Raw genomic sequence first — 12,859 nt, forward strand, 5'->3', positions numbered from 1 at the left:
TTATTTCGGAGGATTACCCAAGTCCGGCTGAAGGGAACGGTCTTGAAAACCGTCAGGCGGGTAAAACCGTGCAAGGGTTCGAATCCCTTATCCTCCTTTGTTGACAACCACAGTGCTTTAGCACTGATGCTTATCAATACTTGGCGAACGAAGTGAGCGAAGTATCCTTACTAGAAATCACCAAGAATAACACCTTTCTATAGTCAATAAAGACTATAATTATCGCGGGGTGGAGCAGTCAGGTAGCTCGTCGGGCTCATAACCCGAAGGTCGTAGGTTCAAATCCTGCCCCCGCAATTGCTTTTGAATAGTATTTAAGAGCAAGGCAATAAAGTAGTGACGCAATACTTACTATTGGTTTGGTAGTTCAGCTGGTTAGAATGCCTGCCTGTCACGCAGGAGGTCGCGGGTTCGAGTCCCGTCCAGACCGTTATCATTATATTTTTGGCGCAGTAGCTCAGTTGGTAGAGCAACGGATTGAAGCTCCGTGTGTCGGCAGTTCGATTCTGTCTTGCGCCATTTCAAAGAAGAAGCATGCGGGTGTAGTTTAGTGGTAAAACCACAGCCTTCCAAGCTGCCGTCGCGAGTTCGATTCTCGTCACCCGCTTTTTTTCTTTAAGGGCCTATAGCTCAGCTGGTTAGAGCGCACGCCTGATAAGCGTGAGGTCGATGGTTCGAGTCCATTTAGGCCCATAATTTTAAAAGGCCCGTTGGTCAAGCGGTTAAGACACCGCCCTTTCACGGCGGTATCACGGGTTCGATTCCCGTACGGGTCATGTTTACAAAACATTTTGCATATAGCTTGATGTTTTTTTTGTTTTTTTAAACTATTTTTATGAAAACGTTGACATTCCTATTGTAATGGGGTATTCTATGCTTGTACACAACAAGTGAATAGATGGATAGTGATTGTTTAAATACAAGCTAAACCTAATTTTTCCAATGAAGAGGAAATCCTTCTTTTTTGGAAAGGTTGGGTTTTTCTTTTTTTACAATTAAAGGAGTTAAGTGTGAAGAAGGGAGCGAAAAGATGATTATTCAAAAAATTTTGAATAATAATGTTGTGATTACGTTGGATGACCATAAACAAGAGCAAATCGTGATGGGACGTGGTATAGCGTTCAAAAAAAAAGTTGGAGACTTTATTCCAGATACAATGGTGGATCAAGTATTTCGCTTAGCAAATCAAGATACGTCACTGAAGTTTCAAGAATTGCTAGGAGATCTTCCCTTGGAGGTAATGCAGCTTTCAGATGAAATCATCAAGTATGCTAAAACTAAGCTTGGAAGGAAGTTAAATGATACAATCTTCATTTCTTTAACAGACCATCTTCATACAGCGTTAGAAAGAATGCGACAAGGAATCGAAGTGAAGAACTTTTTATTATGGGATATCAAACGTTTTTTTTCAGATGAATATTTTATTGGTACTAAAGCAATTGAAATGGTCAAAAAGAAATTTAACGTTCAATTACCTGAAGATGAAGCCGGTTTTATTGCATTACACATAGTTAATGCAGAGATGGATGAAGAAGTAGGAAACGTTTATGAGCTGACAAAAATTATGCAAGAGATCACAAATATCGTGAAGTATCATTTCAAAATTACCTTCAATGAAGATTCTGTTTATTTTTATCGTTTCAGTACTCATTTAAAATTTTTTGCTTATCGCTTATTAAATCATAAAGAATTTTATGATGAAGATGATGGAGAATTATACGAAGTAATCAAAAAAAAGTATCGCAATGCTTATACATGTGTAAATAAAATTGGTGATTTTTTGACAGAAACTTATGCTTATACTATTTCTAAAGAAGAGAAAATGTATTTGATCATTCATATCGCACGAGTAGTACAGACAAATAGTTAGCAAGATTGTTAAATCTTAGCATAGATCAATCATAAGATGAAAGGTGGACAGAAGAGTTGAGAAACAGAGAAAGACCCCTTGGGTAGTGACATTAAGTTGGCTAAACCTTCAAATGTAATGTATTTATAAAAACTAAACTTTGGAGGAACAAAAAATGGGGAAATATCATGATTTAGCACAGAAAATTGTTGATAACGTAGGTGGAAAAGAAAATATTAATAGTTTAACACATTGTATTACACGTCTACGCTTTAAGTTGAAAGATGAATCAAAAGCAAATGATGATGTATTGAAAAACATGGATGGTGTTGTCACGGTAATGAAAAGTGGCGGACAATATCAAGTTGTCATTGGTAATCATGTACCAGCAGTTTATGAAGATGTTGTAAGTATTGCTGGGATTTCAGCTGATGCTGAACAAGAATCTTCTGGTGGTAATCTATTCAATCGTTTAATTGATATTCTAAGCGGATGTTTCCAACCTTTCTTAGGAGCACTGGCAGCAGCTGGTATGGTAAAAGGGTTAAATGCTTTACTTGTTTTCTTGAAATTATATTCTGCTACTTCTGGAACTTATACAATGTTAAATGGTATTGGAGATGCAATCTTCTACTTTATGCCAGTGATTTTAGGGTATACAGCTGCTAGAAAATTCAATTTAAATCCAATGGTAGGGATTGTGATTGGAGCGGCCCTTTGTTATCCAACAGTTCAAGGTGGGGCTTTACAAGCGGCCTTTGAAACAACAGCAGGAGCAGGGGCTGCTGCTCCATATAGTTTATTGGGATTACCTGCATATACTACGTTTTTAGGCATTCCTTGGGTTGGTGCTGGATATACAAGTAGTGTAGTACCAATCATCTTCATTGTAGCGTTTGCAGCTCAAATTCAAAAGCTCTTCAAGAAGCTTATTCCTGAAGTTGTTCAAACATTCTTGGTACCATTCTTTGTTCTATTGATTGCATTACCAATTGGCTTTTTAGTAATTGGTCCAATCATCAGTATGTTAACTGATTTACTAAGTGCTGGTTTCCAAGCATTGATGGGCTTCTCACCTGCATTATATGGTGTTATTCTTGGCTTCTTCTGGCAAGTATTGGTTATTTTTGGTTTACATTGGAGTGTTGTGCCGCTTGCAATCATGCAAATCACTCAAGAAGGAGCAAGCCAAGTATTAGTAGGTTCTTTCGCTGCAAGTTTTGCACAAACTGCTGTAGTTATGGCGATGTTCTTTAAATTGAAAGACACAAAAATGAAAGCATTATGTCCACCAGCAATCATCTCAGGAATTTTTGGTGTAACTGAACCAGCAATCTATGGTATTACTTTACCTAAAAAGACACCATTCATTTTTTCAATGATTGGTGCTGCTGTAGGTGGATTATACTTGATGATCAATGGTGTAACCTCTTATACAATGGGTGGTCTAGGGATTTTCGGAGTTTTAAACTTTATCAATGGTGATGATGCAAGTGGTGTAGTTCATTCATTCGTTGCTATTTTAATCGCAATGGTTATCGGTTTTGTATTAACATTCTTCTTCTGGAAAGATAGTACTGTCGTAGAAGATGTAACAGAGAATAAAAAAGCACAAAAGGCAATCAAAGAAGCTGTTTTAAGTCCGGTTAAAGGTCGTGTATTACCATTAAGTAAAGCAAATGATCAAGCATTTGCTCAAGGTGCTTTAGGTAAAGGTATTTTGATTGAACCTACAGAAGGTGTGGTTAGAGCACCATTTGATGGAACTGTGATGACCTTATTTCCAACGTTACATGCAATTGGTTTGATTTCAGATCAAGGGATGGAGCTATTGATTCATATCGGGATGGATACAGTTCAACTAGAAGGCAATGGATTTGAAGCAAAAGTGGCTCAAGGAGACAAAGTGAAAAAAGGCCAAGTGCTAGTTACATTTGATATCGAAGCAATCAAAGCAGCTGGTTATAGTGTAGAAACACCAGTTATTGTGACAAATACTGCTGACTATTTAGATATTGTAGAAACGCAAGAGCGTGAAGTGACTTCAAGCGATACTTTAATTACTGGATTAACTTAAAAAATAATGGAAAATAGCTTGCAGTGGAATAAGTTAAACTCTGCTGTAAGCTTTGTATAGAAAGGGATTTTGACATGTCATTTAGAAAAGACTTTTTATGGGGCGGCGCAACAGCAGCCAATCAATGTGAAGGGGGCTATAACGAAGGTGGTCGCGGTTTAGCGAACGTAGATTTAGCTCCAGTCGGACCAGATCGTTTTCCAGTCATTACTGGCGAGAAAAAAATGTTTCATTTTGATGAAGACCATTTTTATCCAGCACAAAATGCGATCGATATGTACCACCGTTATCAAGAAGATATTGCCTTGTTTGGCGAAATGGGCTTTAAAACCTATCGTTTATCGATTGCGTGGAGCCGTATTTTCCCTCTAGGAGACGAAACAGAGCCAAATGAAGAAGGTTTGAAGTTCTATGAAGATTTGTTCAAAGAATGCCGCAAACATAACATTGAACCTCTTGTAACCATCACTCACTTTGATTGTCCAATGCATTTAGTAGAGAAATATGGCGCATGGCGCAGTCGTGAGTTGGTTGGCTTTTACGAAAACCTATGTAACGTGATTTTCAATCGTTATAAAGGCTTAGTTAAATATTGGTTGACATTCAATGAAATCAATATGATCTTACACGCACCCTTTATGGGCGCAGGTCTTTATTTTGAAGAAGGCGAAAACAAAGAACAAGTGAAATATCAAGCAGCACATCACGAATTATTGGCTAGTGCGATCGCAACGAAAATCGCGCATGAAGTTGATCCTGAAAACCAAGTTGGCTGTATGTTAGCGGCGGGTACAAACTATGCGTATACATGTAAACCAGAAGATGTCTGGGCAGCTCGTAAAGCGGATCGCGAAAACTTCTTCTTTATCGATGTTCAGTCGCGTGGAGAATATCCTGCGTATGCGTTGAAAGAATTAGAACGTGAAGGCATCGAATTGCCAATTGAAGACGGTGATTTAGAATTATTGAAAGAACACACAGTAGACTTTATTTCATTTTCATACTACTCATCACGTGTTCAATCAACCGATCCAGCAGTTAACGAACAAACAGCCGGTAATATCTTTGCCTCAGTGAAAAATCCTTATTTAGAAGCAAGCGAATGGGGCTGGCAAATCGATCCACTAGGTTTACGCACAACCATGAACGATTTATATGACCGTTACCAAAAACCATTGTTTATCGTAGAAAATGGCTTAGGCGCTGTGGATTCACCAGACGAAAATGGCAATGTAGTCGATGATTATCGTATCGAATATCTAGCGGCGCATATCAAAGCAATGAAAGATGCTGTGGAACTTGATGGTGTGGATTTATTAGGCTATACAACGTGGGGCTGTATTGATTTAGTGTCAGCTGGAACAGGTGAAATGAAAAAACGTTATGGTTTTATCTATGTCGATCGCGACAACGAAGGCAATGGTACTTTGAAACGTTCGAAGAAAAAATCATTTGACTGGTATAAAAAAGTGATTGCGACTAATGGGGAAGATTTAACGAACGCATAAATAGGAGGAAATCAAATGAAAAAAGCAGTAAAACTGTTAGGTGTTTTAATGTTAGGTTTATTAGTAGTTGCAGGATGCGGTAATGGCAATGCTAAAAAAGAGGATGCATCAGCTACTAAAAAGGCGCCAGAAGAATTAACATTGTATATTGTCCGTCATGGAAAAACAATGCTAAATACAACAGATCGTGTTCAAGGTTGGTCAGATGCAGTCTTAACGAAAGCTGGTGAAGAAGTCGTCACAGCTGCAGGAGTTGGTCTAAAAGATATTGAGTTTCAAAATGCATACAGTAGTGATAGCGGTCGAGCGATTCAAACAGCTAATTTGATTGTAAAAGAAAGTGAAAAATCATCAGATTTGAAAGTTATTACGGATGAACGTTTAAGAGAATTTAACTTTGGTACTTATGAAGGTGATTTGAATCACACTATGTGGCAAGATATTGCAGACGATCAAGCCGTTACGCTAGAAGAATTCATGAAAAATATGACACCAGAATCATTTGCCAATAGTGTGGCAAAATTGGATGCTAAAAATGTAGAAGAAGCAAAAGTCAACTGGCCAGCGGAAGACTACAAAACGATCACTACACGATTGAAAGCTGGGCTAGATGATATTGTTGAAAAAGAAATGAAAAATGAAGGTTCAGGTAATGTACTGATTGCCTCACATGGACTAAGTATCTCAGCATTGTTAGCAACATTATTTGATGATTATAAAATTCCAGAAGGTGGTTTGAAGAACGCCAGTGTTTGTACTGTAAAATATAAAGATGGAAAATATACATTAGATAAAGTCAATGATTTAAGTTACGTGGAAGCAGGACAAACTAAATAGTGAGAATGAACCGGAACCACTAAATCAAGCTTAGGTTCAATCTCATTTACATAAAATTCGATCAAAGAGACATTTTTGATCGGATTTTGTGTATAATAAGAACAAAAAGAAGGAAAAGGGACAAAACTATGGTAACTATTACAAATTTTCGTGATATCGGCGGCATTAAAAACAAAGAAGGAAAACAAGTTAAAAAAGATGTTTTTCTAAGATCAGGTGAATTATCTAAACTTACAAAAGAAGATGAACAACGTTTAGAAACAACCTATCGTTTAAGCAAAATCATTGATTTAAGAAGTGAAGCAGAAGTAGAAGAAAGACCAGATATGTCTGTTCCAAAAACAGAGTATATTCATATCGACATTTTAGAAGATATCCAGGATGAAGGGGCTTCAATCAGTGACTTTGTCAAAATTGGTTCTCCAGAAAAATCAGCATCCTACATGGAAAAATTATACGCTGATATTGCATTGAACACGACTGCTCAAAAAGGATACAACAAGTTTTTTGAAGAGATCTTAGCGTTACAGCAACAAGAAAGTATTTTATTTCACTGTTTTGCTGGGAAAGACCGCACTGGGATTGCGGCATTATTAGTATTGGAGACGTTAGGCGTACCGAGAGCGGCGATTTATCAAGATTATTTATTAACAAATGAGTTACGAAAAAAAGAAAATGCTGAAATCTTAGAACAAGCAAAAAAAGCTGACTTAGAAGAACAAAATTTAGAAGCTTTACATGTGGCTTTAAATGTAGATAGTCGTTATTTAGATAACTTTTATCAGACAGTGGAAGCGCAATATGGTGATATCTCAACCTATTTAAAACAAGCAATCAACATTGACAAAGTGACGAAAGATATGTTGAATCAACGCTTTCTTTTAGATTAAATTAACTAGTAAGAAGAGGGAATTATGACGACAAAAAATCAGCACATTGAATTATTGAACCGTTGTATTGACATTTCACAAAATGCTCGTGAACATGGAAATACGCCCTTTGGTGCATTATTAGCAGATAAAGAGGGGAATATTCTTTTAGAGCAGGAAAATATCGAAATCACAGAAAAAATCTGTACAGGTCATGCTGAAACAACGCTAGCAGCAAAAGCTTCTCAACAATACAGCAAAGAATTTCTGTGGGAGTGTACTTTGTATACAACAGCAGAACCTTGTGCAATGTGTACAGGAGCGATCTACTGGGGAAATATCGGTTCGATCGTGTACGCAATGACCGAAAAACGGTTGCTAGAATTAACGGGTGACAACGAACAAAACCCAACCTTTGATTTACCATCAAAAGAAATACTAAGTCACGGGCAAAAAAATATTCAAATTATTGGGCCATTTCCAGAAGTCGAGCAAGCGGTCTCGGCTGTTCATCAAGGTTATTGGGATTGAAATAGGGAGGAATCATTCATTTTGTTGAATGATCCTCACTTTTTTTATTTACAATACAATAAAAAAGATGAAATGTCAGAATTTTCAAAAATATCATTGACATATCTTGTAGATAAGGCAATAATAGATAAAATCACCTATAAAACCTAACAAAGGAGTGACTTTAACAAATGATTATCAAACCCTCATTGCCTCAAGAAATGACTATTTTCTTTGATGCAGAAAATCAACCAAATGAAAACGTCCAGATGGGTGTAGTAATCTTACAACCAGGAGAGAAAAGACCATTAGAAGGATTCGCTAGACACGATCAAGATGAATATTCGTATGTGGTTTCAGGAGAAGCACATACCATTTTAGAAGACGGTCAGGATCTGGTCGGTAAACCTGGTGATGCCCAACTGATAGAAGCTGGAGAAGGACATATCAACTATAATGACGGGGAACAAGCGGCAGTTGTCGTTTGGATGTTAGTTGAGCGCCTATAATAAAACATAAGGGAGAAGCGTATGAAAAAAGTAATTAAACCGTTCATCGGACTAACCTTAGTCGTGATGTTCGTTTCGGGATGTTCAGGCAGTACAAAAACAAAAGAAACACAGGAAACAAAACCGTTAAATTTAATGTCAGCTTCAGAGCTGACGACATTAGATACATCCGTAATCCTAGATTTTCCAGATGCGATCGTGCAAACAGCAGCATTTGAAGGCTTGTACGCATTGGACGATAAAGATCAATTAATTTCAGCGGCCGCAAAAGCATTGCCAGAAATTTCTGAGGATGGTAAAACGTATACAATCAAATTAAGGGATGACGCCAAGTGGAGCAATGATGATCCTGTGACAGCAGCCGATTTTGAATATGCTTGGAAAAAAATGATCGATCCTAAAAATGGGTTCGTTTATAGCTTTTTAGTCGTTGATACGATTTTAAATGCAGAAGAAATTTCCGCTGGTAACAAGCCGGTAGCTGAGCTCGGTGTAAAAGCTATTGATGATCACACGTTGGAAGTAAAATTAAAAGAAGCAAAACCATATTTCACTTCAGTTCTTGCTTTTCCAACTTTTTTCCCACAAAATCAAAAATTTGTTGAGAAAATGGGTGCAGACTACGGAACAACTAGTGAGAACGTTGTTTATAATGGACCATTCGTTGTAGAAAATTGGAAACAAACTGACTTGAACTGGGATTTAAAGAAAAACGAAAAATATTGGGATCAGTCAAATGTGAAATCTGATAAAATTCATTATGAGGTAGTCAAAGAAGCATCGACTGCGTTGAATCTATTTGAAGATGGACAGCTAGATGTGGCAACAGTCACAGGTGAACTTGCCAAACAAAATCAAAGCAATCCTGATTATCATTCTTATCCAACTGCAACGATGAACTATATTCGGTTAAATCAAAAACGCAAGGACAAAGATACGCCGCTAAAAAATGAAAACCTAAGAAAAGCTTTAGCTCTTGGAATCGATAAAGAAAACTTAGTCAACAACATTATCGCAGATGGTTCAAAACCATTATATGGTGCAGTGACTGAAGGTTTTGTCAGCAATCCTGAAACGGGTGTGGATTTCAGAAAAGAAGCTGGCGATTTGATGATGTACAATAAAGACGAAGCTCTAAAATATTGGGAATTAGCCAAAAAAGAATTAGGAGAGAACATTACTTTAGATTTAATGATCACAGATGATGGCTCGTATAAAAAAATGGGTGAAAGTCTTCAAGGAAGTCTAGAAAAACTATTTTCAGGATTAACGATCAATGTTACAGCTTTACCTACTGAGACAGCATTGAATCTTAGTCGAGAGAGTGACTACGATATGTTCCTGATTTATTGGACACCAGATTATCAAGATCCAATTTCAACATTGAATATGTTGCGAACAGGAAATGATCGTAATTATTCTAATGCGAAATATGATGAGTTATTGGACGATGCTTCACAAAAATACGCTACGGATTTAGAAAAACGTTGGGAAACACTAATTGCGGCTGAAAAAGAAGGCATTGAAAATACGGCGGGAATGATAATCATCAGCCAAAATCAGCAATCTGTTTTACAGGGCGAACAAGTCAAAGGGGTGAACTATCACACCTTTGCAGCACCGCTGACACTAAAAAATGTTTATAAAGAAACAAAATAATCTAACCAAAAAAAGTCTTTCAAAAAGAAAGGCTTTTTTTGGTCAAATCAATGTATGGAATCGACAGAACAAGGTATGATAGGTTTATAAGTAAATATAAAGGAGTAGAGACAGATGACAAAGCAAAATCATAACAACACAATACTACTAAAAAATGTAGAAGAAGAAATTCGTTTTTTTATTCTCAAGATACATCCAGATCTAACTGTCAATTCAAAAGTTACTTTTCCTGAGCTACTAAACTATCGATTAGATTACATAAAACAGATGATATCCACTGATTCAGGAAAAATGGAAGAACTAAATGAAACAATCGTTAAAAGTATTAAAGAAAACACTACGATTACCGATAAACTAAATCCCCCAGCCGAAAAAAAGCTGACAACTGGGCAAAAAACGGCAGATGGTATTGCGAAGTTTGGCGGAAGCTGGCCATTTATTTTTATTTTTATCATAGTGTTAGCTACCTGGATCATTATGAATTCCACGATGATTTTTTTAAACCATTTGATCCGTATCCCTATATTTTACTTAATTTAGCGTTATCTTGCTTAGTTGCAATCCAAGCACCGATTATCATGATGAGTCAAAATAGGCAAGAACAAAGAGATCGGGCCGAAGCAAATAACGATTATCAAATCAATTGAAATCAGAAATAGAAGTCAATTTACTACATGAAAAAATGGATTATTTGATCAATAGTCAATGGCAACACTTAATGCAAATGCAGAACATGCAGATTGAGCTATTAGGAGAACTACAGGAACAAATCAATGAATTAAATGATAAGAAATGAGTTGATAGGAATGACTAGAAAAATTGAGGTGATACCACCTCAGAAAATTTGGTTAAAGCAATTTGAACAAGAAAAAAGCCTCTTAGAAGAAATTTTTACGAAGCAAATAATCGCCATCCATCATATTGGCAGTACAGCAATCAAAAATATCAAAGCAAAACCTGTCATCGACATCTTATTAGTTGTGAAAAAGATTCAAATCATCGACAATTACAATCAGGTGATGACCAAAAACGGATATGAATGTCTAGGTGAAAATGGTCTTTTGGGCCGACGATTTTTCAGTAAAGGTGGAGATAATAGAAGTCACCATCTCCACGTTTTTCAAGATGGAAATCCAGAAATTTTAAGGCATTTGTTATTTAGAGACTTTATGAATAGCCATGTAGAGGCTGCTGAAGCCTATAGTCAATTAAAAATAGAATTAGCCAATAAGTTTCCAGAGGATGCTGAATCATATAGTGCTGGCAAAGACGAATTTATTAAAAATATCGATCAACAAGCAGAAAAATGGGATGCTGCCCGGAGTGAACAGCTTTAGATGCTATGGGAATAGAATGATCAGCAAAAGTATTTTTCAAGTCATGATATTTGAGAAATAAAGATTAGCCATCTTTTAGTAACACTTTAAACAAAAATAAACGATAATGACTATTTTTTGAGCATTATTGTTTTATCTAGATGGGTTACTGTGTATAATTACTTCTAGTAAGGCACTTCGTGTAAAAAAATATGAACTAACTATTTTTAGGTAATAATAATAAATCAAGTATATAAAATAATATAAAAAATAATCTTGTACAAATGATGATAAAAAATAAAAACAGCGTAAATCCCTTGTAAACACTGGGGGATGGGCTGTTTTTTTTGTTTAAAGTCGAAAAAAAATTGATATAGGAATGAAAAAAATGACAAAAAAATTCGTTTTAATAGCATATTACTTGATATAAGAGATTGAGAGATACTATAATGAATATAAGTCAGCGGTTTTAGCTGCTTAGTTATGGGAGGAGAGAGCATTATGTTCAGTTATACAGATATGATTTTGTCAGTAATGCAACGAGTTGAAGTCTACAATGAGATTTTTAATGCCATTTCTAAGGAAGTACAAGAGAACAGCTGTAGCCAAGCCATTAACAGAAGAGGGAAAGATACGTATTTATTTTGCCGCAGTAATGTTAATCGGTTCTTTGTAGAAGAAGAAATTTTTAGAAAAAATTTAGTATTTTATGGCGAAAAAGAAGCAACAAAAATTTTGTTGGAAGGTTTAGATACCTATAAAGAAGGAATCTACTTTTGGCTAGAAGCTTTAAATGACAAATGTGAAGTGATCGATGAAATTAAATACAAACGCGGATTGAATAGTACGGAGAGTTCGTTTAGATTGATCAATCAAGCATGTAAAGAGGCATGCGGTGGTATTCAAAGTGCACATAGTGTACATAAAATGTAGATAGAAACGGTTATTGAATAAGCTCTATTTTTTTGAAATAAAATAGTTTAGTCGAAATAATTAGCACAAAAAATAGCTGGTAAGTAATTTTTATTGTATTCATATTGTAATTTTTTGATTATTTATTTGAGATTATATTAAATGCCAAGATGATTATTTAGTTCATCTTGGTATTTTTTTGTTTCTAGAGTGAGCACTCGAATTTTTCAATTAGAGTATCTAAAGATAGGTCTATTTCATCGATATTATCATCATTTCTTGTTAAAAATAGTGGTGGAGAAGAATACATATCAATCAATTTTGTTCCAATTGGCGCCGATTTCATGAAAGATACTGTAATCTGAGGGTGAGAAATTGAGTCACCACAAGGGCCAGCAACCAAATAGGCTAACTCTATTGTATCGTCATCAATCGTTTTAAGGCGATAATAACCATCTATAATAAATTTTTTTTCCTCACAAAAAACAGTCATAAGTTTATCAAGCTTCTTTTTTCTATTCATTTTCTCGCTCCTTTTTAATTATTGTACCATATCCATTTAAATAGAAAGTAATCATTAAGCGATGTTATAAATAGCTATTTTACTTAATACGTATCCAAAATAAATACTATAAAATAAATAGCAAACCAAAATGGATTCACAGAATTCTCAAATATTTGTGTTATTTATCAAAAAAATGATAAATAAATGATGTGAATTGTATAGACTTGGTAAATGAAATAGATTAAACTTATTTTAGTTTTGAAATATATCAAATTTATATCACGTTTATAACTTTTTTTAAAATTGTT

11 protein-coding genes, 7 tRNA genes and 1 pseudogene are annotated in these 12,859 nt (G+C 35.6%); 18 read left to right on the top strand and 1 reads right to left on the bottom strand.

Annotated features, from left to right (window positions below):
* Nucleotides 1–7 precede the first annotated feature (7 nt).
* From ATZ35_RS07660 to ATZ35_RS07745, 18 genes and pseudogenes are all read left to right on the top strand, one after another.
* Nucleotides 8–97 (top strand) — tRNA-Ser (locus tag ATZ35_RS07660).
* Nucleotides 98–223: 126 nt separating this feature from the next.
* Nucleotides 224–297: transfer RNA gene (locus tag ATZ35_RS07665), tRNA-Met, on the top strand.
* 59 nt (nt 298–356) lie between these two features.
* Nucleotides 357–430, top strand: a tRNA-Asp gene (locus tag ATZ35_RS07670).
* Nucleotides 431–446: 16 nt separating this feature from the next.
* Nucleotides 447–519 (top strand) — tRNA-Phe (locus tag ATZ35_RS07675).
* Between the two features lie 17 nt (nt 520–536).
* Nucleotides 537–607, top strand: a tRNA-Gly gene (locus ATZ35_RS07680).
* A gap of 12 nt (nt 608–619) precedes the next feature.
* Nucleotides 620–693 (top strand) — tRNA-Ile (locus ATZ35_RS07685).
* A gap of 11 nt (nt 694–704) precedes the next feature.
* Nucleotides 705–776: transfer RNA gene (locus tag ATZ35_RS07690), tRNA-Glu, on the top strand.
* A gap of 254 nt (nt 777–1,030) precedes the next feature.
* Nucleotides 1,031–1,870, top strand: coding sequence for a BglG family transcription antiterminator LicT (gene licT, locus ATZ35_RS07695; protein WP_208930231.1), 840 nt, complete (start codon nt 1,031–1,033; stop codon nt 1,868–1,870).
* Nucleotides 1,871–2,024: 154 nt separating this feature from the next.
* Entirely contained in the window at nt 2,025–3,926 is a 1,902-nt protein-coding gene (locus tag ATZ35_RS07700) for a beta-glucoside-specific PTS transporter subunit IIABC (RefSeq protein ID WP_208930233.1), read from the top strand.
* A 74-nt stretch (nt 3,927–4,000) separates the two neighbouring features.
* Nucleotides 4,001–5,434 (top strand): 6-phospho-beta-glucosidase, encoded by a 1,434-nt coding sequence (locus ATZ35_RS07705; RefSeq protein ID WP_208930234.1) that lies wholly within the window; start codon nt 4,001–4,003, stop codon nt 5,432–5,434.
* Nucleotides 5,435–5,449: 15 nt separating this feature from the next.
* A complete protein-coding gene (locus ATZ35_RS07710; protein WP_208930236.1) occupies nt 5,450–6,271 on the top strand; it encodes a histidine phosphatase family protein in 822 nt (273 codons plus the stop codon).
* A 128-nt stretch (nt 6,272–6,399) separates the two neighbouring features.
* Nucleotides 6,400–7,161, top strand: a complete 762-nt coding sequence (locus tag ATZ35_RS07715) for a tyrosine-protein phosphatase (protein WP_208930237.1) — start codon at nt 6,400–6,402, stop codon at nt 7,159–7,161.
* 24 nt (nt 7,162–7,185) lie between these two features.
* On the top strand, nt 7,186–7,671 hold the full coding sequence (locus ATZ35_RS07720; protein WP_208930239.1) for a nucleoside deaminase: 486 nt from the start codon (nt 7,186–7,188) through the stop codon (nt 7,669–7,671).
* A gap of 170 nt (nt 7,672–7,841) precedes the next feature.
* Nucleotides 7,842–8,159: a cupin domain-containing protein gene (locus ATZ35_RS07725; protein ID WP_208930241.1), complete on the top strand. Its 318-nt coding sequence runs from the start codon at nt 7,842–7,844 to the stop codon at nt 8,157–8,159.
* Between the two features lie 21 nt (nt 8,160–8,180).
* Nucleotides 8,181–9,818 (top strand): peptide ABC transporter substrate-binding protein, encoded by a 1,638-nt coding sequence (locus tag ATZ35_RS07730; protein WP_208930242.1) that lies wholly within the window; start codon nt 8,181–8,183, stop codon nt 9,816–9,818.
* 114 nt (nt 9,819–9,932) lie between these two features.
* Nucleotides 9,933–10,614: pseudogene (locus ATZ35_RS07735) on the top strand (DUF1003 domain-containing protein).
* Nucleotides 10,615–10,624: 10 nt separating this feature from the next.
* A complete protein-coding gene (locus ATZ35_RS07740; RefSeq protein WP_208930244.1) occupies nt 10,625–11,155 on the top strand; it encodes a GrpB family protein in 531 nt (176 codons plus the stop codon).
* 480 nt (nt 11,156–11,635) lie between these two features.
* Nucleotides 11,636–12,067 carry a hypothetical protein gene (locus tag ATZ35_RS07745; protein ID WP_208930246.1) on the top strand — a complete coding sequence of 144 codons (432 nt, stop codon included), beginning with the start codon at nt 11,636–11,638 and terminating at the stop codon, nt 12,065–12,067.
* Nucleotides 12,068–12,251: 184 nt separating this feature from the next.
* Here the strand turns inward: ATZ35_RS07745 and ATZ35_RS07750 are convergent, their stop codons facing one another.
* Nucleotides 12,252–12,569 (bottom strand): hypothetical protein, encoded by a 318-nt coding sequence (locus ATZ35_RS07750; RefSeq protein WP_208930247.1) that lies wholly within the window; start codon nt 12,567–12,569, stop codon nt 12,252–12,254.
* Nucleotides 12,570–12,859 lie beyond the last annotated feature (290 nt).

Source organism: Enterococcus rotai (genome assembly GCF_001465345.1).
GTDB classification, from domain to species: domain Bacteria; phylum Bacillota; class Bacilli; order Lactobacillales; family Enterococcaceae; genus Enterococcus_L; species Enterococcus_L rotai.